The organism is Plesiocystis pacifica SIR-1, assembly GCF_000170895.1.
GTDB classification, from domain to species: domain Bacteria; phylum Myxococcota_A; class Polyangia; order Nannocystales; family Nannocystaceae; genus Plesiocystis; species Plesiocystis pacifica.
Genome location: NZ_ABCS01000082.1, coordinates 23,663 through 43,439, shown reverse-complemented (window position 1 = coordinate 43,439; position 19,777 = coordinate 23,663). Strand labels below are relative to the sequence as shown.

At 70.3% G+C, this 19,777-nt stretch carries 14 protein-coding genes and 1 tRNA gene; 4 read left to right on the top strand and 11 right to left on the bottom strand.

Annotated elements, in window-relative coordinates:
- Window positions 1-55: 55 nt before the first annotated feature.
- The 4 genes from PPSIR1_RS30700 to PPSIR1_RS30685 form a co-directional block, all read right to left on the bottom strand.
- Entirely contained in the window at window positions 56-1,078 is a 1,023-nt protein-coding gene (locus PPSIR1_RS30700) for a 2-oxoacid:ferredoxin oxidoreductase subunit beta (RefSeq protein WP_006975121.1), read from the bottom strand.
- Window positions 1,075-2,934 carry a 2-oxoacid:acceptor oxidoreductase subunit alpha gene (locus tag PPSIR1_RS30695; protein ID WP_006975120.1) on the bottom strand — a complete coding sequence of 620 codons (1,860 nt, stop codon included), beginning with the start codon at window positions 2,932-2,934 and terminating at the stop codon, window positions 1,075-1,077. Before PPSIR1_RS30695 ends, PPSIR1_RS30700 begins: the two co-directional genes overlap by 4 nt.
- 173 nt (window positions 2,935-3,107) lie before the next feature.
- The gene (locus tag PPSIR1_RS30690; RefSeq protein WP_006975119.1) at window positions 3,108-4,499 is read right to left on the bottom strand and encodes a dicarboxylate/amino acid:cation symporter; all 1,392 of its coding nucleotides are present in this window, start codon (window positions 4,497-4,499) and stop codon (window positions 3,108-3,110) included.
- A complete protein-coding gene (locus PPSIR1_RS30685; RefSeq protein ID WP_045117089.1) occupies window positions 4,496-5,005 on the bottom strand; it encodes a PNPOx family protein in 510 nt (169 codons plus the stop codon). The genes PPSIR1_RS30690 and PPSIR1_RS30685 overlap by 4 nt, the downstream gene beginning before the upstream one ends.
- A gap of 144 nt (window positions 5,006-5,149) precedes the next feature.
- On the opposite strand from PPSIR1_RS30685, the gene PPSIR1_RS30680 reads away from it, so the two are divergent.
- From PPSIR1_RS30680 to PPSIR1_RS30670, 3 genes are all read left to right on the top strand, one after another.
- Entirely contained in the window at window positions 5,150-6,181 is a 1,032-nt protein-coding gene (locus PPSIR1_RS30680; protein ID WP_086001847.1) for a tetratricopeptide repeat protein, read from the top strand.
- A gap of 25 nt (window positions 6,182-6,206) precedes the next feature.
- Window positions 6,207-7,460 (top strand): LeuA family protein, encoded by a 1,254-nt coding sequence (locus PPSIR1_RS30675; protein WP_157596139.1) that lies wholly within the window; start codon window positions 6,207-6,209, stop codon window positions 7,458-7,460.
- Between the two features lie 92 nt (window positions 7,461-7,552).
- Window positions 7,553-8,296, top strand: a complete 744-nt coding sequence (locus tag PPSIR1_RS30670; protein WP_006975115.1) for a DUF5995 family protein — start codon at window positions 7,553-7,555, stop codon at window positions 8,294-8,296.
- A 2-nt stretch (window positions 8,297-8,298) separates the two neighbouring features.
- Here PPSIR1_RS30670 and PPSIR1_RS30665 read toward each other — a convergent pair whose 3' ends face one another.
- Both PPSIR1_RS30665 and PPSIR1_RS30660 read right to left on the bottom strand, forming a co-directional pair.
- The gene (locus PPSIR1_RS30665; RefSeq protein ID WP_006975114.1) at window positions 8,299-10,698 is read right to left on the bottom strand and encodes a hypothetical protein; all 2,400 of its coding nucleotides are present in this window, start codon (window positions 10,696-10,698) and stop codon (window positions 8,299-8,301) included.
- Between the two features lie 10 nt (window positions 10,699-10,708).
- A tRNA-OTHER gene (locus tag PPSIR1_RS30660) sits at window positions 10,709-10,779 on the bottom strand.
- 316 nt (window positions 10,780-11,095) lie between these two features.
- Here PPSIR1_RS30660 and PPSIR1_RS30655 point away from each other — a divergent pair.
- Window positions 11,096-11,827, top strand: coding sequence for a carboxypeptidase-like regulatory domain-containing protein (locus PPSIR1_RS30655; protein ID WP_157596138.1), 732 nt, complete (start codon window positions 11,096-11,098; stop codon window positions 11,825-11,827).
- Window positions 11,828-11,859: 32 nt separating this feature from the next.
- On the opposite strand, the gene PPSIR1_RS30650 is transcribed toward PPSIR1_RS30655, so the two are convergent.
- From PPSIR1_RS30650 to PPSIR1_RS30630, 5 genes are read right to left on the bottom strand one after another with little or no spacing between them, the layout of a single operon-like run.
- A complete protein-coding gene (locus tag PPSIR1_RS30650; protein WP_006975112.1) occupies window positions 11,860-12,726 on the bottom strand; it encodes a sugar ABC transporter permease in 867 nt (288 codons plus the stop codon).
- On the bottom strand, window positions 12,723-14,948 hold the full coding sequence (locus PPSIR1_RS30645) for an extracellular solute-binding protein (protein ID WP_006975111.1): 2,226 nt from the start codon (window positions 14,946-14,948) through the stop codon (window positions 12,723-12,725). The genes PPSIR1_RS30650 and PPSIR1_RS30645 overlap by 4 nt, the downstream gene beginning before the upstream one ends.
- A complete protein-coding gene (locus PPSIR1_RS30640; RefSeq protein WP_006975110.1) occupies window positions 14,945-16,021 on the bottom strand; it encodes an ABC transporter ATP-binding protein in 1,077 nt (358 codons plus the stop codon). Before PPSIR1_RS30640 ends, PPSIR1_RS30645 begins: the two co-directional genes overlap by 4 nt.
- Window positions 16,022-16,044: 23 nt before the next feature.
- Window positions 16,045-17,931, bottom strand: a complete 1,887-nt coding sequence (locus tag PPSIR1_RS30635; RefSeq protein ID WP_157596137.1) for an alpha-amylase family glycosyl hydrolase — start codon at window positions 17,929-17,931, stop codon at window positions 16,045-16,047.
- Window positions 17,932-17,944: 13 nt separating this feature from the next.
- Entirely contained in the window at window positions 17,945-19,627 is a 1,683-nt protein-coding gene (locus PPSIR1_RS30630) for a carbohydrate porin (RefSeq protein WP_006975108.1), read from the bottom strand.
- Window positions 19,628-19,777 lie beyond the last annotated feature (150 nt).

Here is a 19,777-nt window from a genome sequence, read left to right as displayed (position 1 = left end):
CCTCCATCAAACTCAGAGATTGAGCAGAAAAAAGGCGGCCAAGGCCGCCCGTTTTCTACTCAATCGTCCAGGTGTGACCGGAATTGAGGAGCTGGTCGATGTCGCCTTCGCCGGCCGCTTGGGCGTCGGCGACCTGAGCCAGGACAGCCGCGTCATAGGCCGGCGCGGGATCGCGCAGCAGCACACCCAGCGCCATGGGGAAGGTGGGCGGCTCCATGCCAGCGAGCAGGAAGGCCATCGGGCGGTTGGTCTCGTCGTGGACGAGGATGTCCGCCTCGGTGATGCCGTCCTCGCCGATGGTCACGACCTCGAGCTCGAGGCTGTTGGGCTTGAGGCGCAGGCCCTTGCTCTTCTCCTTGCCGAAGATCATGGGCTTGCCGTGCTCGAGCAGGAGCACCGCGTCCGCGCCGGCTTCCTTGCTCTTGACGTGCGCCCAGGTGTCGTCGTTGAACACCGGGCAGTTCTGCAAGATCTCGATGAAGCTGGCCCCGCGGTGCTCCCGGGCGGCGACCAGGGTCGGGCCGAGGTGCTTGGCGAGGGTGTCGACGGAGCGCGCGACGAAGCGGGCCCCCGCCCCGAGGGCGATGAGCGCGGGCACGACGGGCATGTCGATGGAGCCCTTGGGCGTCGACGGCGAGCGCAGCCCGACGAGCGAGGTCGGCGAATACTGGCCCTTGGTCAGGCCGTAGATGCGGTTGTTGAACAGCATCAGCTGCACGTCGACGTTGCGCCGCAGCACGTGCATGAGGTGGTTGCCGCCGATGCTCAGGCCGTCGCCGTCGCCGGTGATGATCCAGATGTCGAGCTCGGGGTTGGTCAGCTTCAGCCCCGTGGCGAAGGCGGGCGCCCGGCCGTGGATGCTGTGGAAGCCGTAGGTGTTCATGTAGTAGGGGAAGCGGCTGGAGCAGCCGATGCCCGACAGGAACACGGTCTTGGCCGGGTCGGCGTTGACCGTCGGCAGGGTGCGCTGGATGGTCGCCAAGATGGCGTAGTCGCCACAGCCCGGGCACCAGCGGACGTCCTGGTCCGAGGCGAAGTCCTTGCGGGTGAGCTTCTTGGGAGGATCGGAGGGACTCATGCCAGGTTCTCCTCGATGGCTTTCTGAATCTCGCTGACCTTGAAGGGCTGGCCCGAGATCTTGTTGATGCCGACGGCGTCGACGAGGAACTCGGAGCGCAGGATCTTGCTCAGCATGCCGTTGTTCATCTCCGGCACGATGACCTTGTCAAAGCCGGCGATGAGCTCGCCCAGGCCGGGCGGCAGCGGGTTGATGTAGCGCAGGTGGACCTGCGAGACTTTCTTGCCCGCGGCGCGAGCCCGGCGGACCGCCTGGGTGATCGCCCCGTAGGTCGAGCCCCAGCCGATGACCAGCAGATCGCCGCTGGTCTCCCCGACCTCGGGGGCCGCCGCCGGGATGTCCTTGGCGATCCCCGCGACCTTGGCCGCGCGGGTCTTGGTCATCTTGTGGTGGTTGTCGGGGTCGTAGGAGATGTTGCCCGAGTCGAAGTCCTTCTCGAGGCCGCCGATGCGGTGCTCGAGGCCGGGCGTGCCGGGGATGGCCCACGGCCGGGCGAGGGTCTCGGGGTCGCGCAGGTAGGGGTGGAAGCCCTCGGGGCGCTCGGTCGGGAAGCTGACCGGGAAGGGCTCGAGGTCGGCCATGGCCGGGATCTTCCAGGGCTCGGCGCCGTTGGCCAGGTAGCCGTCGGTCAGCAGCATGACCGGCGTCATGTACTTGACCGAGATGCGCGCGGCCTCGATGGCCATGAAGAAGCAGTCGCCGGGGGTGCAGGCGGCGAGCACCGGCATGGGCGCGTCGCCGTTGCGGCCGTAGACGGCCTGGAGCAGGTCCGACTGCTCGGTCTTGGTCGGCATGCCCGTGGACGGACCGCCGCGCTGGATGTCGCAGACGATCAGCGGCAGTTCGAGCATGATCGCCAACCCGATGGCCTCGCCCTTGAGGGCGACGCCGGGGCCGGAGGTCGTGGTGATGCCCAGGGCGCCGCCCCAGCTGGCCCCGACCGCGGCGCACACCGCCGCGATCTCGTCCTCGGCCTGGAAGGTGGTCACGCCGAAGTGCTTGAGCTTGGCGAGGGCGTGGAGCACCGAGGAGGCCGGGGTGATCGGGTAGGAGCCGAGCACCAGCTTGAGGCCCGAGAGCTTCGAGGCCGCGGTCAGGCCCCAGGCGAGGGCGTCGTTGCCGGTGATGTTGCGGTAGGTGCCCGCGGGCAGCTTGGCCTTGGGGACCTCGTAGGCCCCGATGCCGCTGGGCAGCTCGGCCGTCTCGCCGTAGGCGTGGCCGGCCTTGAGCGCCGCGACGTTGGCCTTGGCGATGTCGGGCTTCTTGGCGAACTTTTGCTCGAGCCAGGCGACGGTGTGCTTGGTCTCGCGTCCGAACAGCCACAGCACCAGGCCGAGGGTCCACATGTTCTTCGAGCGCAGCGCGTTCTTGGTCCCGAGCTCGAACTCGGCGACGGCCGCGAGGGTCATCGCCTGGATGTCGAGCTTGATGACGCGGTACTGCGACAGGAAGGCCTCGTCCTCGAGGGGGTTCTCGGCGTAGCCGGCCTTCTTGAGGTTGCCCTTGATGAAGGCGCCGGAGTTGACGATCAGCAGACCCCGCTCCTTGAGGTCGCCGATGTTGGTCTTCAGCGCCGCGGGGTTCATGGCCACGAGCACGTCCGGCTCGTCGCCGGGCGTCATGATGTCGTGGGCGGCGAAGTGGATCTGGAAGCCCGAGACGCCGTAGGTCGTGCCCGCGGGGGCCCGAATCTCGGCGGGGAAGTCGGGGAAGGTCGCGAGGTCGTTGCCCATCAAGGCAGTCGTGTTCGTGAACTGACTGCCAGTGAGCTGCATGCCGTCGCCAGAGTCACCGGCGAAGCGGATGACCACCGACTCGAGGGCCTCGCGTTCTTGGGCCTTGGGGAAGGTGTCCATATGGGTCTCGATGGCCGCACCCGCGGCCCAAAGTACTGTCGGACGAGTATGGCGGGGCCGCGATGCCTTGTCACGGGATTAGAGGTACGTTGGCTCACGGGCGCAACGTCGTTCACGGTCGCGCAGCGGGGCCCTACGCACAAAGCTCGGGAGCGTGAGGGTTGGCCCCGCGGCTAACTCGGCGTCGCGCGCCGGGCCTCCAAGCGCGCGATGATCACCGCCGTCGTCGAGTCCCCGACGACGTTCACTGCGCTCCGACACATGTCGAGGATTCGATCCATGCCGAGGATGAGCGCGATGCCCATGGCGACGATGGGCTCGGGGATGCCGACGGTGACCATCACCACGTAGAGCAGGGGGATGACGCCGCCAGGGACGCCAGCGGCCCCGATGGCCATGAGCATCGACACGAGGATCAGCGTCAGATAGGCCGAGGGCTCGAGCTGGATGCCCCACACCTGCGCGACGAAGTGCACGGCGATGACCTGGTAGATGGTCGTGCCGTCCATGTTGATCGTGGCGCCCAGAGGCAGGACGAAGCCAGCGATGGGCTTGGGCACGTCGAGCTTCTCTTGGGTCACGCGGATCGTCGTGGGCAAGGTCGCGGCCGAGGACGAGGTCGAGAAGGCCGTGATCCAGACCTCACGGATCGCGCGGATGAACTCGATGGGTCGCATGCCGGCGAGCAGCCGGATGAGGGGGGCGAGGACCAGCAGCAGGTGAGCCGCGAGCGCGATCAGCACCACGGCCGTGTACAGCGCGAGGGCCTGGAGGACGTCGAGGCCAAAGCGCGCCACGACCATGAACACCAGGGCGGCGACGCCGTAGGGGGCGAGCTTCATGAGCAGCTCGATGAGCTTGATCATCGCCTCGTTGACCCCGTCGAGGACGGCGACCACGGGGCGAGCGCGCTCTTTGTCGATGAGCGTGAGCGAGATTCCAAAGGCGAGCGCGAACAGGATCACCTTGAGCAGGTCCCGGTTGCTCGTCATGGACAGCACGATGTTCTCGGGGATCAGCCCCACGAGGATCTGGAGGATCGAGCCCGAGAAGTAGCTCTGGGCCTGGCCGGCGGTGGCGGTCTTGGTGGTGGCCTGCTCGGCGAACTGCGCCGCGAGCAGATCCCGGGTCTCGGGCGAGATCACCGAGCCCGGCTGGATCGCCAGGTAGAGCAGCGTGGCCAGGACCGCGCCCAGGAAGGCGGTGGTCATGAACACGAGCACGGTGCGTCCGCCGAGGCGCCCGAGATCCCGGGGGTCGCCGAGGGAGTGCATGCCCGTGGCGATGGAGGTGAACACCAGGGGGACGACGGTCAGGATGATCGAGCGGATGAACAGCTTGCCGACGGGCTCGATCCACCGCTCGCCGAAGGTCTGGAGGGCGGCCTGGTCGGCGAACACCGACACCCAGGCGTCGGTCCCGGTCAGCAGCTCCTTGCAGAGCACCGCCAGGACGCTGCCGACGACCATTCCGATGAGGATCTTGGTGTACAGCTGCATGCCCCCGGACGTCTCGGCGTCGGGGGGCTCGGGCGTGGGGCCGTCTTTGGGGCCGTCCTCGGTCATGGCGCAGAGGATAGCGGAGCCCCCGACCAGGGGGCGCTGAACTGCGCGGTGGGGTGGACGCCGAAGCCGAGGCGGTTGTCCGTGACCTTGGCCCAGCGCGGCTCGAACACGTAGAGCTCGTGGCGGCCGCCGTCGAGGACCGGGGCGGCGACGGGGTGGCGGGCGAGGTAGCGCGCGCGCAGGGCTTCGGCGACGGCAGGGGTGCAGCGGGCTGCGCGGTGGACGGTGCCGCGCAGCTGCGCGCCGCGGAGCTCACCGACGGTCTCGCTCTCGAGGTAGACCGACGCGCCGGCGGCCACGGGGGCGAGGGCGTCGACGCACAGCTGCCCGTGGCGGCTCGTCGGTGAGCTGGCGAACACCAGCAAGGGCGCGGCGTGGCGGCCGACGCTGTCGGGCTCGACGAGGGCGAAGAACAAGGGCGTGGATCCGGGCGCCGGGTCCTGCGGATCGACGAGCGCGAGGCTCATGACCCAGCGCTCGCGCAGCACGGTCATGAGAGCGCTCACGGGGGCGTCGGGAGTGCCATCGGCGGCGGAGCCGAAACTGCGCTCGGGGCCGGGCTCGGACCCAGGTTGGCCAGGGGAAGAGGCGCTCACGATGCGGGCATAGCACGCGTGACGGGGCCGGGCGCGAGCGCTACGGTGCGCTCCATGAGTGCCGATCTCGACGCTACCGTGGACCAGGCTCGCGCCGCTCTCGAGCAGGGTGACTTCGAGGGCGCCCAGCGCCTCCTCGAAGCGGCCGCGACGGGCGGAGCCAACATGGAAGACCCGCGGCTGCTGCACCTCGGGGCCCTGCTCGCGTGGGCCGGCGGCGACATCGACGAGGCGGTCTCGAGCTTCGAGCGCGCGCTCGCGGCCAAGCCCGTCGAGCCCCGGCTCTACGTCGACGCCGGTGAGCTCTACGCCGACATGATGAACTTCGACGACGCCGAGGACGTGCTGCGCACGGCCCTCGAGCGCGAGGACCTCGAGCTCAACAAGGAAGACCGCGCCGAGGTCCTGCTGCTCCTCGCCCAGACCCGCTTGGCGCACCTCGACGCCGACCCCGAGGAGGCCCTCGAGCTCCTCGACCAGATCGATCCCTCGCTGCACACCGACCCGGCCTGGGTCAGCGTGCGCGCGGCGGCCCTCGCCGGCCTCGGCCGCGCCGAGGAGGGCGAGGGCCTGCTCGCCGGGGCCGTCGAGCGCGAGACCGACCCCGAGGCGGGCGCCGAGCTGCTCTACCAGCTCGGCCTGGCCCAGCGCGCGACGGGCAAGGTCGACGCGGCCGTCGAGTCCTGGCTCGCGCTGCGCCGCCGCGACCTGGCTCAGCTCGAGGTCGACGCCGACGCCGAGCTCGAGGCCGACGAGCGCGACGACCTCCAGCGCCAGCTCGAGGACGTGCTCGAGAGCCTGCCCGACCCCGTGCTCAAGCTGGTCGCGACCGCGCCGATCCGCGTCGAGCGTTGGGTCAGCGAGGCGATGATCCGCGGGGGCTACGACCCGCGCTCGGCGGTGATCTTCGAGGGCCGCCCGAGCACCGACGACGCCGCGGCCGAGCTCCAGGGCATCGTGCTGTTCCGCGACATGATCGTGGCCGAGATCGACAGCGACGAGGAGATCGCCGACGCCATCGTCGAGTCCCTGGTCAACGAGCTCGACCGCTTCTTCGACATCGAGGGCCTGGTCCCCGGCGTCTGAGCCCACCCGCGAGAGGATTTTGCCCATGCTCGACTCCAACGACGTCGCCGCCCTCGTCTACGACTGGAACGAACTCGACAAGCGCCGGACCTCGACCAAGGCCCCCCGCTTCGTCGACGAGACCATCCGCGACGGCCTGCAGTCGCCCTCGGTCCGCGACCCGAGCATCGAGCAGAAGATGGAGCTGGTCCGCTACATGGACCGGCTGGGCATCCACGTGGTCAACCTCGGCCTGCCGGGGGCGGGGCGCCGGGCCCAGGAGGACGTCGAGGCCCTGCTGCGGATGATCGTCGACGAGAAGCTGCGCATCCAGCCCAACTGCGCCGCGCGGACCGTCGAGGCCGACATCCGCCCGATCATCGAGATCTCCCAGCGCGTCGGCATGGCCATCGAGGTCACGGCCTTCATCGGCTCGAGCCCGATCCGCGCCTACGCCGAGAACTGGGACGTCGCGCGCCTGGTCGGCCACACCAAGGCGGCCATCGAGCTCATCGTCAGCAACGGGCTGCCGGCCTCCTTCGTCACCGAGGACACGACCCGCTCGCACCCCAAGACCCTCGACACCCTGTTCCGCACGGCGATCGACGCCGGCGCGACCCGGCTGGTGCTGTGCGACACCTGCGGCCACGCCGTGCCCCACGGCCTGCGCAACCTGCTGAACTTCACCAAGGGCCTGCTGCGCGGCATGGGCGCGGAGGACGAGGTCAAGCTCGACTGGCACGGGCACAACGACCGCGGCCACGCCCTGACCCTGGCGACCCTGGCCCTCGAGTGGGGCGTCGACCGGGCCCACGGCTGCGCCCTGGGCATCGGCGAGCGCGTCGGCAACACCTCGATGGATCACCTGCTGCTCAACCAGCATCTGCTCGGCCGCCTCGACCCCGAAGAGCACGACCTGTCTTGCCTCGTCGACTACGTCCAGAAGGTCAGCGAGTACACCGGGGTGCCGATCCACCCGAGCTACCCCCTGGTCGGCCGCGACGCCTTCCGCACGGCCACCGGCGTGCACGCGGCGGCGATCATCAAGGCCGAGTCCCGGGGCGAGAAGGAGCTCGCCGACCGGGTCTACTCCGCCGTCCCGGCCCGCGTGTTCGGCCGGCGCCAGGAGATCGAGATCGGCCACTACAGCGGGCGCTCCAACGTGATCTACTGGCTGCGCGAGCGGGGCATCGAGCCCACCGACGAGCTCGTCGACCGCATCTTCAGCTACGCCAAGAGCCACAACCAGACCCTCCGCGACGAGGAGATCTTCCGGGTGGTCCGCGGCGAGGCCGACTGAGTCGTGGACGTGGGGCAGGGAGGGCGTGGCGTCGTCCACGACGGTCAAAGCGGACAGGGACTGTGAAAACTTCACAGTCCCCTGAGCGGAGCATGGCGGCCGAGACCATCGACGAGGTCATCGCCGAGCTCGACCGCGTGCTCGAGTGGGCCCGGCGCGAGGACAGCCGCGTCGGCTACTTCGCCGCGCTCTACCGCAAGGTCACCGTGCAGGTGAAAGCCGGCATCGAGGCCGGCGAGTTCGACGACGGCCCGCGCATGGAGGCCCTCGACGTGGCCTTCGCCAACCGCTACCTCGACGCGCTCGCGACCTACCGCAGCGGGCGAAGGCCGGTCGGCGCGTGGGACCTGGCCTTTAGGGCCTCGGGGGCGTGGATGCCGACGGTGATCCAGCACCTGCTGATCGCCATGAACGCGCACATCAACCTCGACCTGGGCGTCGCCGCGGCGACGGTCGCCCCGGGCGCGGCGCTGGCCGATCTCGAGCTGGACTTCAACCGCATCAACGACGTGCTCGCGTCCCTGGTCGACGAGGTCAAGGCCGAGCTGGCGCAGATCTGGAAGCCCCTGGGGCCCCTCGATCGCCTGTCGGGGAGCCTCGAGGACGTCGCGGTGAACTTTTCGATGGTCAAGGCGCGGGAGGCCGCGTGGGCGCTGGCCTCGGAGCTGGCCCACCAAGACGCGCGCGCGCAGGCCGAGACCATCGCGGCCCGCGACGCGTGGGCGGTGGCCTTCGGTCACGGGCTGTGGCGCCCGCCCATCGGCCGCCTCGCGCTCTTGCTGATCCGCCTGGGCGAGACCCGGGACGTCAGCGAGAACATCGAGATCCTGATGTAGGGCTAGCTGCCCAGGAGCCAGTGCGGGCCGATGCTCCACCCGAGCAAGCGTCGAGCCGGCGCCCCGGTGCGGGTGCGGCCGCGGCCGCGGGCGTCGAAGCCCCCGCCCTCGAAGGCCAGGCGCAGGCCCGCCGACACCGGCGCGATGCGTCGGGCCAGGGCGAAGGGCTGCGCGGCGACCATGGCCTCGAAGGTCTCGGCGGCGTGGCGCTGCTCGGCCCCCTCGCACAGCGAGAGCAAGAAGATGGCCTGGCGCCAGGCGTAGGCCGTGTGCTTGATCATCAGCGCGCGCGCGTGCTCGTGGACCGAGGCCTGGCGCCAGCGCTGGAGGATCCACGTGAACACCTGGCGGACCAGCTCGGGCGCGTGGGTCTTGAGGTTCTCGTAGAGGCCCAGGCGCAGGGTCAGCGGCGCGAGGTTGTGCGTGGTCATGATCTGCGCTTGCTCGAGGATCGCACCGTTTTGCGCGATCCAGCTGTTGCGGCCGGCTTCGCGGGTGTTCTCGTGAGTTCGAGCCTCGTAGGCTCGCATGGTGCAGCGCTGACCAAAGGGCAGCTCGCCCAGAGAGCCCGTCCACAGCCCGTAGTAGCGGGCGTAGAGCGTGCCCACGAGCAGGCGCCGGGTGAGCACCTCGGAGTGGCCGAAGGTTTGGGGGAAGTCGCCCGTGAACACGTCGGCCGCGAGCTCGCGAACCAAGGGCAGGTCGAGGCCGCTGGCGTGGACCAGGGCCTCCATCTCGCGGACCAGGACGTTGGGCAAGATGGACTGGGGGAAGGCCGAGAGCGCGAGGGTGGTGACCTGCTCGAGGGTCTGGCGGGTGAAGGTGCGGGGGTCGACGACGTGCACGTCGACGCCCGCGTCGGGCCGACGCAGGGGCGCGAGCGCGGCGATCCACGGCAGCTCTTCGAGCTGCACGGGGCGGGCGTAGTTGGCCAGCAAGAGCGAGCGACGACGGCGGAAGGCCGCGTAGATCTGGGCGAAGAGCTCGCGGACGGCCGGATCGTCGATGCCCGCGGCGGACACCTGCGCGGTGATCTGCGGGAGCACACCCGCGAGCACCTCGCTCGACGCGATCACGCCGCGCTCGACGAGCTCGGCGATGGGGGCCTCGAGGGCGCCCTCGATCTTGTCGAGCAGCACGGCGGGCATCTCGACGCCGCCGTAGAGCTCGGCGTGCTCGTCGTCGCCCAGGGGCGCGTTGATGCTCTCGAGGCTCGGCAGCCCGCCGTCGACGGGGTAGCGAGCCAGGCGAGCGATGAGCACCGCGGCCATCTCGGGGTGCGTGGGCAGGTCGGCGATCTCGGCCTGGAGCTCGCGCAGCTGGGTGCGCAAGGGCAGGCCGGGGGCGCCGTGTTTGGTCAGCGTGCTGGCCAGGGCGCGGCGAACCCAGCCCAGCTCGCGCCGGGTGAGGGTGCCGGGCTCGGCCTCGAGGGCGCGGCGCAGGCGAGCGAAGTTGCTCTTGGGGTGGCGGTGCTTGGCGCTGCGGGAATGCTTCGCCGCGGCTCGGGCGTAGGCCTCGAGCCAGGCCTGACGGCGCTCGCTCCAACCCGCAGGCATGATCTTCCCCGGCCACGCGCCCGCGAGCACGGGCTGGCCGTTGTCGGCGTGACGCGTGAGCGCGCCGGCTTGGTCGCGGCGCAGGTGCGGCCAGTCCTCGACCTCGACCTCGGCCGGATCGACGGTCGCCAACCACAGCGCGACGAGCTCGTCGAACAGCGGGTTCCACACGCGCAGGGCCTCGTTCATGGTTGCGATGCGCGGGGGCAGCTCGACGGCGCACAGCTTGTCGACGACCTCGCCCACGTCGAGGCGGTGGACGGTCGCGCCGGTCTGCCGCGGCCGCGCGCGCAGCTTGGGGTACAGGCGCAGGCGGTGCATCAGCGGGCGCAGGACCTCGATGAGCTCGAGGGCCTCGGCCGCGTAGCCGCGCGCGAGCAGGGCCGCGACGACGGGCAGGGCACCCTCCTCGGGGAGCTCGATGTGCAGCTGGCCCGCGTCCACGGCCGCGCTGAGGGCCTGCATGCCGGCGTCGCTGAGGAAGTAGTGGTTGAGGCGCTCTCGCGCGCTGCGTCCCGGGACGGCGCGGGGCAGCTGCGAGAGCAGGGCCAGCTCGTGCTCTTGGAGCTCGCCCTCGGCGAGGTAGCGGCCCGTGGAGAACCCACCGGGGGCGACCTCGAGGGTGGCCCATGTGGGTGTGTGGCCCAGGGGTGTGCGCGAGCTGGCGTGGAGGGCCCCGCCGCGCATGCCCTCGATGACGGCGCGCCAGCGGTGGATCTGCGCCATGGCGCGAGCGCGGGCCGTCGGACCGCCCTGCATGGGCAGGGCGGCCAACGCCTCGACCGCACGCTCGAGTCGAGCGTGGGCGTAGCCCGTGGTGGCCTTTGGGACGATCCAGTGCGTCATGACGACACGAACCTGAAGGCAGGATTCGAACCTGCGCCGACCCGGGCCGAGCCGGGCGTTCTACCGCTGAACTACTTCAGGGGGGTTCAAGGGGCGAACAGAGCGCGTCGGAGGAGGAATTCGGTGCGCGTGGAGCAGGGAGATGAGCGTGGCCTAACGCCCCAAAGATGCTCTTCTCAACGCCGAAGTATGACCCAAGTTGGGACCTGTGCCAGTTCGCCCATTGCGGTCTGCGTTGGCGGTCGATCGACGTCCATCGGCGCTCTCGTGGACAAAAGCGAGGCCTTGACGCCGCCTGTCATGGGGGCCTCGACTGGGGTTGGGATTGGTTCGAAATGGTGGGGATGGCATCGGGGCGGGCGCCTGAAAGCCCCACCTCTAGGGCTCGTTGTCGGTCGTGCGTCGACTGACAATCTTGTCGTGCCCCGAGTCCTGGGAGGCCATGGAGCCATCGCCTGGAGGCGACCCCGATGCACGAGGATCGGAGGTCGCCGGTCGTCACTGTCGCCACTGCGCGCGCCATGTCAACGACCTGACTTCGCTCGACGACGAGGGCCTCGGCGCTTTCCTCGACGAGGCCGACGCGAGCCCGGAGCGCCGCTGTGTGCGGGTGGTGGGCGAGGTGCTTCGCACGGTCAATCGGGGAGCTGCGCTGGCGCTCACCCTCGGCGTGGCGGGGGTCGTGGCGGGGTCGGCGACGGGCTGCGCGAGCCCATCCCCGGGCGTGCGCGATCCTGGCGGCGACGCTGCGATCGAGCTGTCGCAGACCCTCGACCCCGACGCCGAGGGCGGGATGATCGGCGGCTTCGTCCGCGATCCGGATGGTGAGGTCGTGGAGAACGCGATCATCGTCCTGCAGCAGGCCGGGGACTTCGAGGCGCGCGAGCGGATGACGAACGCCCGCGGCATCTATCGCTTCGACGGGCTGCCGCCAGGGACCTACACCGTGCAGGCGCTGCATGGCCGCGCCAACGTCTCAAAGGTCGTGACGCTTCCCGAGGACGTCGACGCGAGGGTGAATTTTGTCCTCGATGGGGACCGGGACGTCATCGTCGGCATGGTGATCCAACGGTCGCAGACCATCGACACGACCACGGCCTCGAGCACCTACGTGATCACGATGGACTGATGGACGAAGGCCGTAGGCCCCACGTCCATCAGTCAGCCCTTGACCCCGCCGGCGCCCAGGCCCGCGACCATGTGGCGCTGGACCTGATAAAAGAGCAGCATCACCGGCAGCGAGACCACGATCGCCCCGGCCGCGAACAGGTCCCAGCGCGCGTCGTACTCGCCGATGAAGCGCTGGAGCACGACGGGCAGGGTGAAGGCGCGCTCGTCGTTGAGCAGCGTGGCCGCGAGGATGAACTCGTTGTAGGCGGTCATGAACGCGAACAGGAAGGTCACCGCGATGGCCGGGCGGGCGACGGGCAGGACCACGCGCAGGAAGGCCTGAAAGCGCGTCGCGCCGTCGACCATGGCGGCCTCTTCGAGGTCCGTGGGGATGGCCTCGAAGGCCGAGCGCAGCTGGAACACGGCGAAGGGGATGGAGGTGCTCGCGTAGCACAGCACCAGGCCCGTGCGCGTGTTCAGCAGCTCGAGGGTCTCGAGGATCATGAACAGGGGCACGGCGCTGGCGACGGCGGGGAACATCTGCGTCGCGAGCAGCAGGCGCATGCCGCCGCGCTTGCCGATGAACTCGAAGCGCGCGAAGGCGTAGGCCGTGGGGATGGCGATGGCCACGCCCACGACGGCGGTGGCGATGGAGACCACGATGGAGTTGAGCAGCTGCCGGCCGAACAGCCAGATCTGTGAGCCGTCGACCTCCGTACGCGTCGAGCCCACGACCTCGCGGATGTTGTCGAGGGTCGGGTCCGTGGGCACGGGCATGACCTGGGCCTCGAGGCTGGTCGAGCCCGAGAAGGCCAGGCTCACCACCCACAAGATGGGGTAGAGGGAGAAGGCGACGGCGGCGAGGATCACCGCGTGGGCGGCGATGGACTCGAGCAGCTCGCGCTGGGACGCGGTCACGCGCGGTCCTCCTTCGAGCCGGTCATGAAGCGGTCGGTGATCCGGCTGGTCGCAAACAAGAGCAGGAAGATCAGCACGGCGTAGGCGGCCGCGTAGCCATACTGGGCGTCGCGGGTGAAGGCCCAGCGGTAGGCCTCGGACACGAGGATGTCCGTGCTCCCGTCGGGGTCGCCGCCCGAGACCAGGAACACGACGTTGAACATGTTGAAGGTCCAGATCGCGCCGAGGGTCACCGCGGGGATCATCGTCGGGGCGATCATCGGCAAGGTGATCTGGGTCAGCCGCTGCCAGCGCGAGGCCCCGTCGACCTCGGCGGCCTCGAGCACGTCCTTGGGCACGGCCGCGAGCGCGCCGAGGGTCACCACCATCATGAAGGGGAAGCCCAGCCACACGTTGGTCGCGACGTTGGCGGTGAAGGCCGTGCTGAAGCGGCTGAACCACGCGATGGGCTCGAGGCTGAAGCCGAACAGGTCGTTGATGGCGTGGATCAGCCCCGTGACCGCGCCGAATTGGCGGTGGAACATGCCGCGCCAGGCCAGGGCGGTGACGTAGCTGGGCACGGCCCAGGGGACGATCAGCAGCACGCGGTAGAGGCCGCGCAGGCGCATGGTCGGGCGCGAGAGGACCAGGCCCAGGGCCACGCCGATGGCCAGGTGGAAGAACACGTTGACCACGGTCCACAGCACGGTCACGGCGAGGACGACGTAAAAGGAGCCCGTCGACAGCAAGGGCGCGCCGCGGGCGGTCAGGATGGCCACGAAGTTGGCCAGGCCGACGTAGTACATCTCGTGGGGCTTGCCGGCGAACAGGGCCGCGCCGGCGCCGAAGAAGATCGGGAGGATGACGAGCACGGTCACCGCGACCACGCCGAGGGCGATGTAGGCGTAGGCGGGCAGCGAGCGGCGCAGGGCGTCGAGGGTCCCGGAGGCGCCGCCGAGCTTGCGGGCGCGGTGGACCAGCGCGCCCGCGCCCAGCAGGCTGAGCATGCCCAGGAGCACGACCACCGGCGCGGGGTTGGCCGGGGGCGGGGGCGGCCGGCGGACGTCGTCGAAGCGCCGGCGGGCCTCTTCGAGGGCGGGCTTGGGCTCGAGGTCGCGGCGCAGGACCTTGCGGATCGCCCGGTTGGCGGGCTCCCAGACCGCGCGCATGGCCGCCGTCGAGGCCATCGGCGTGCTCTGGGCGGCCTGGGTGGCGAAGGCCTGGAGCAGGGGGTCGTCGCTGGGCGGCACGTCCGTGCGCGCGCTCAGGCTGCGCGCGGTCTCGGCCCGGATGCGCGCCCCCGCGGGCCCCGCGATGTGCGCGAGCAGCTCGCGGGCGGCCTGCTTTTCGGCGCCGTGGGGCGAGAGCATGATCGCCTCGACGGTCAGCAGCGGGCGCATGGGCTCGCCGGTAGCCTCGACGACCGGGAGAGGCGCGACGGCGTACTCGACCCCTTCCAAGTCCGCGGCGAGCCACGGCCCGGAGAACACCGTGGCTGCCTTGCCCGCCTTGAACAGGTTGGTCACCAGGGCCCCGTCGGCGTCCTCGGGGATGACCCCGGCGTCGATCAGCCCGAGCACGTAGTCGAGGGAGCGCTCGGCGGCCTCGCCCTCGAAGGCGTAGTCGTCGGCGACCGGGTCGTGCAGGGCCCCGCCAAAGGCCGCGAGCAAGGCCGCGTGGGCGTAGGCGCCGCGGGCCTCGTAGGCCAGGGGGTAGACGCCCTCGGGCCAATCGGGGGCGTCGCCGAGGGCGGCGATGGCCTCGAGGCTCGCGGGCGGCTCGGCGACCAGGGCGGGGTTGTAGTAGAGCGCGATGCACTTTTGCGACAGCGGCAGGCCGTAGGCCTCGCCCTCGAAGCGCACGGCCTCGAGGGCGCCGAGGTTGTAGGCCTCGGCGCCGCCCGAGCGGGCCAGCAGCTCCGCCGAGATGGGCGCCACGATGCCGCGCTCGCGGAAGTTGCCCAGGCGCTCGTGGGCGTCGATGAACAGGTCCGGGCCCTCGCCCAGGGGCACCGTCGACTCGAGCTTGGTCGAGAAGGCGTCGTAGGGCACGGCGAGCACCTCCACGGGCCCGCCCCAGGCGGCGAGGATGGCCTCGAGGGCCTCTTCCTCGGCGCCGCGGTAGGCGTGCCACAGGACCACGGGCTCCTCCGCGCGGGCCTCCAGGCTCGGGCCCAGGGCCGTCAGCACGAAGGCCAGGGCGAAGGCCAGCTTGGCCCAGCGCCGGTGCAGCGCGGCCCTCACCGCAGGCTCTGCTCCGTGGCGGCGTCGAACAGGTGCAGGCGCTCGACCCGAAGGGGCACGCGCTCGCCCTTTTGCACGGCCAGCTTGGCCGGGAGCGCGGCGATGAAGGGCTGGCGCTGGGCGTCCCCGCGGAGCACGCCGTGGACGGTGAGCTCGGGCCCGAGGGTCTCGACGACCTCGACCTCGAGGTGCAGGTCGGCCTCGGCCTCGGCGCAGGCGCGCAGGTCGTGGGGGCGCAGGCCGAGGATCACCTCGGCGTCGGGGCGCAGCTTGGAGAAGTGGCCCGCGTCGCGCACGGCGACCTCGCCCGCGCGCCACAGCTCGCCCGCGCGGGTCAGCGGGGCGCGCAGCAGGTTCATGGCCGGGCTGCCCAAAAAGCCGGCCACGAAGCAGTTGCGCGGCTCGTCGTAGATGTCGATGGGCCGCCCGCGCTGCTGGACCTCGCCGCCTTCTAGAACATAGAGGACGTCGGCCAGGGTCATCGCCTCGACCTGGTCGTGGGTCACGTACACGCTCGTCGCCCCGAGCTCGTCGTGCTGCTTGCGGATGTCGACGCGGACCTGGGTGCGCAGGGCCGGGTCGAGGTTGCTCAGCGGCTCGTCGAACAAGAACAGGGCCGGGCGCCTGACGATGGCGCGGCCCATGGCCACGCGCTGGCGCTGCCCGCCGCTCAGATCCTTGGGCAGGCGCTCGAGCAGGTGGGCGATGTCCAGCATCTTGGCGACCTCCCCGACCCGCTGGTTCATGGTCGCCGCGTCGGTCTTGCGCAGGCGCAGGCCGAACTCGAGGTTGCGGCGCACGCTCATGTGCGGGTAGAGGGCGTAGCTCTGGAACACCATGGCGATGTCCCGGTCGCGGGGCTCGAGCTGGGTGACCTCGCGCTCGCCGAACAGGATCTTGCCCTCGCTCACCTGCTCGAGGCCGGCGAGCAGGCGCAAGAGCGTGGACTTGCCGCAGCCGCTCGGGCCGACGAGCACGGCGAAGGCCCCGTCGGGGATGTCGAGCTCGACCCCGCGCAGGACGGTGACCTCGCCGAAGCGCTTGACGATGTTCTGGGCTTTGACTGCGACCATGCCGAGGGCAGCTCAGTTCGGATTCAGATCGGGGTCCAGTCGCTCTCGGGCACGAGCACCACGGCGCTCATCGGCGGCAGGCTGACGTCGACGGTGCCGTCGCTGGCCACGGTCCAGGTGTCGCCGGTCAGCGCGTCCTTGAGCACCGTGCCCGCCGGGGCGATGACCGGCATGGCCGCGCCCTCGAAGCCGGTGTGGCTGTCGTGGACCTGGTTGGTGTTGAAGACCATCAGCGAGTAGCCGTTGCCGCTCGTGCCCCCGTTGCGCTGGAAGGCGAAGATGCCCGCGTCCTCTTCTTCGCCGGCGCGCGCCGAGGCCCAGGTCACGCTCACGTCGCCGCGGCGCAGGGACGCGTACTGCTTGCGGATCTTGGCCATGCGGGCGATCCACTGGAAGGTGGTGCCGGTGGTGTCGAAGCCGCTGTCCCACAGGTCCTCGCGGTTGGCCGGGTCGTTGCCGCCGGCGAAGTCCTGCTCGGTGCCGTAGTAGAGGCAGGGCACGCCGGGCACCGTGTAGAGGAACACCAGGGCGTTGCGCAGCAGCTGGCCCTGGACCTCCTCGCTGAGGTCCTGGACGTTGTAGAGGAAGCGCGGGACGTCGTGGTTGTCGAGGAAGTTGACCGGGATGTCGCTGGGCGCGATGCCGACGCCCCCGGTGGGCGCCGTGGTCCCCCAGGTCGTGGTCCGCTGCTCCCACAGGGTCTGGATGCGGTCCGTGCCCTGGGCCTGGATGAACACGTCGCGCACGGCCTGGAAGTACTGCGGGAAGTAAAACGCGCTGTCGAGCTGGTCGCTGGTCAGCGGCGGGCCCCCGGCCGCGCAGGTGGTCTCGCCGTCCTCGGGCGGGAGCTGCTGGGTGAAGGAGCCGACCAGATCGTCGCGCCCGTCGAAGGCCTCGCCGAACATGAAGAAGTTGGTCTTGCCCTGGGGCCCGAGGCGCTGGCGCATGCGCTGGGCGAAGTAGCGCCAGAACTCGTACTCGACGTGCTTGATGGTGTCGATGCGGAAGCCGTCGGCGTTGGTCTCTTCGATGATCCGCGCGTAGACCTCGACGAAGGCCTCCTTGACGTCGCACCTCGTGGTGTCGACGTCCTTGAGCCCGCCGGGGAAGTCGCCGGTCAGCAGCTGCTCCTCGACCTCGAAGTCGAGGGTCCGGCCCTTGCGGTTGTAGACGTTGGGGTTGCGGAACACCGCCGGGCTCGGCGGGAGGTGGTTGGTGGCCGGGTCCTTGCCGAAGATGATCGGCGCCGGGCCGGCCTCGCCCAGGGAGGTGAAGGACTGGATCCCGCGGGGGTCGAAGTCGGGGTCGTACTCGTTGATGTACATCACCGGCGAGCTGCTGCCGTTGCCCTGGAGCTGCTCGTCGGGGTTCCCGTTGAGGTTGATGTCGTAGTAGAACAGCTGCCCGACGTGGTTGGTGACGATGTCGATGATCACCTTCATGTCGCGCTCGTGGGCCTTGTCGACCAGCCGGCGCAGGGCCGGCAGGTCGCCAAAGTGGGGGTTGAGCGCGGTGAAGTCCTGGGCCCAGTAGCCGTGGTAGCCGTCGACGTCGGCGTCGGTCTCGACGTTCTTGACCACCGGGGAGATCCAGATGGTCGTCACGCCGAGCTCCTCGAGGTAGGGCAGCTTGTCCTCGATGCCCTGCCAGTCGCCGCCGTGGTAGCGGGCCGGGGCGTCGAGCTCGATGCGGTAGTCGTTGCCGTTGTCGCCGTTGGCGAAGCGGTCGACGAGGATCTGGTAGATGACCTCGTCGCGCCAGTCCTCGACCTCGTTGGTCAGCTCGGGGGTCTCGTCGTAGCCGCCGAAGTCCAGGCAGCTCGACAGGCCCACGGGCGCCGCGGCCAACAGGGCGGCGAGGCCCAGGGTGGAGAGTCGAGCCGAGAATTGGGGGTGTCGTCGTTTGGACATGACCGTGGCTCCTTTAGTCGCGGAAGTAGCTCGTGCTGCCGAACCACCACTCGGCGCCGAAGCCGAAGAAGTGGTCGACGGGGCGCAGGCTCAGCACGTGGTCTTGGGGGTAGAGGGAGCGCGCGCCAGCGTCGCGCACCGAGAGCATGTACATGGCGCGGATGTGCGGGCGCGCGTAGGAGCCCCGGCCGCCCGGGGCCCAAAAGGGCATCACGCCGACGCGGCCGAGCCCGCCGGTGATGGGGCCGCTTTGCTCGCCGATGTCGAGGCCGGTCAGCACGCCGCGGCGCTGGAGCTGGTAGGAGCCCTCGAGGGCGACGCCGCCGACCTGGCCGAACCAGGCCTGGGGGCGGAGCAGCACGATGCCCTCGTTGAGGTCGGCGTAGTCGAGGTCGGGGCTGGCGTTGCGAAAGCGCCGGAAGTAGGCCCCGCCCATGAGCCCGAACCATTTCTTCTCGTAGTTGCCGCCGAGCGCGATGATCAGCTCGCGGGCGCCCTGGGTGGTGCCGTCGGGCGCGAGCTGGCGCGGGGACTGGAGGTCGCCGTAGGCCGCGAGGTTCCAGGCGTGGCGCACCCACAAGTTGATGTGGGTCGAGCGCTCGCCGGTGAACAGGCTGACCTCGCCGCCGGCGACGAAGCCGTGGTCGTCGGGCAGGTCCTCGTACTCGCGGTAGTCGACCTCGCGCTGGCCGGCGCGCACGTGGTGGGTCTCGCCGTAGGCGACCAGCTTGACCCCGCCGGTCTCGCCCACGCCGAACACGTGGCCGAGCTTGTAGCTGGACACGAATTTTTGCCGGTTGAGGATGTCGACGGTCGCGGAGCCGGGCTGGTCCAGGGGCAGGGGGCGGTCGGCGTTCTGGACGAAGAAGGGATCGTTGGGCTGCTGCAGGCCGCCGTGGACCTTGAGGAAGGTGCCGCCTTTGAACTGGTAGCCCAGGCCGCCGCCGACGGTGTTGAGGTTGTCGAGGGGCCACCAGTCGAGGACGTAGATGTCGTCGCCCCGGTACATGCGCGAGCCGGCCCAGAAGCTCAGGCCCTTGGCGCCCAGGTCGAGCTCCTCGATGTAGAGGTTGCGGACCGCGAGCTTGGCGTCGAACTGCCCGTCGTAGTGGAAGATCGGGTGGGCGAAGGCGACGGTGGTCACGATGCGCGTGTAGGAGTCCGTGACCTCCCAGTAGTCCTCGCGGCGCATCTCGAGCTCGGCGTAGGTCGACTCGTCGAAGCGCGAGCCCCGGGCGACGATGTCCCCGTCGCGCCCCGGTCGGCCGCGCAGGTCCCCGGCCGCGACGACGCGGCCGTAGGAGCCAAAGTGAAAGCCGTCGGCGTAGTTGGGCTGGTCCTGGCCGTCGGACACGCTGCCGACCGGCGTGGCCTCGGCGGTCTCGGGCGCCTCGAGGGCTTCGAGGGCCTCGGCCTGCTCCGCCGCGGCGCGCTCGGCCTCGGTCTGAGTTTCGGCGACCTCCGCCTCCACGCGCTCGAGGGCCGCGCGGGCCTCGTCTCGCTCGCCGCGGAGGGCATCGACCTCGCGCTCGAGCGCGTCGAGGCGCGCTTGGATGGCCTCGAGCTGCGCGTCGGTGGCTGCGTCGGAGCCATCGCCGGATCCATCGCCTGCATTCTCTTCTTCGGGCGGCGCAGGCGGGGGCGCGGCCAGGGCCGTGCTCGCCAGCGCGGGGCCCAGCGCCAGCGCCAGACCCACGCCCACACTGATGATCTTGCTGGAACGCAGCGGGGGGCAGCCCGCGGCCAGGGGCCGCAGATGGAATGTGGCATTGCCCGTATTCGACACCGCCGGAACCTTACCCCAGGGCGCTCCAACTTCGCATGGATTTCGAGCTAGGCTGAGGCG

Excerpts from the sequence above, each read along its gene's own strand:
- PPSIR1_RS30680 (WP_086001847.1), top strand. The coding sequence starts at position 5,150 with ATGAGTGCCGATCTCGACGCTACCGTGGACCAGGCTCGCGCCGCTCTC.
- PPSIR1_RS30690 (WP_006975119.1), bottom strand. The coding sequence starts at position 4,499 with ATGACCGAGGACGGCCCCAAAGACGGCCCCACGCCCGAGCCCCCCGAC.
- PPSIR1_RS30665 (WP_006975114.1), bottom strand. The coding sequence starts at position 10,698 with ATGACGCACTGGATCGTCCCAAAGGCCACCACGGGCTACGCCCACGCT.
- PPSIR1_RS30675 (WP_157596139.1), top strand. The coding sequence starts at position 6,207 with ATGCTCGACTCCAACGACGTCGCCGCCCTCGTCTACGACTGGAACGAA.
- PPSIR1_RS30635 (WP_157596137.1), bottom strand. The coding sequence starts at position 17,931 with ATGTCCAAACGACGACACCCCCAATTCTCGGCTCGACTCTCCACCCTG.
- PPSIR1_RS30700 (WP_006975121.1), bottom strand. The coding sequence starts at position 1,078 with ATGAGTCCCTCCGATCCTCCCAAGAAGCTCACCCGCAAGGACTTCGCC.
- PPSIR1_RS30670 (WP_006975115.1), top strand. The coding sequence starts at position 7,553 with ATGGCGGCCGAGACCATCGACGAGGTCATCGCCGAGCTCGACCGCGTG.
- PPSIR1_RS30640 (WP_006975110.1), bottom strand. The coding sequence starts at position 16,021 with ATGGTCGCAGTCAAAGCCCAGAACATCGTCAAGCGCTTCGGCGAGGTC.
- PPSIR1_RS30695 (WP_006975120.1), bottom strand. The coding sequence starts at position 2,934 with ATGGACACCTTCCCCAAGGCCCAAGAACGCGAGGCCCTCGAGTCGGTG.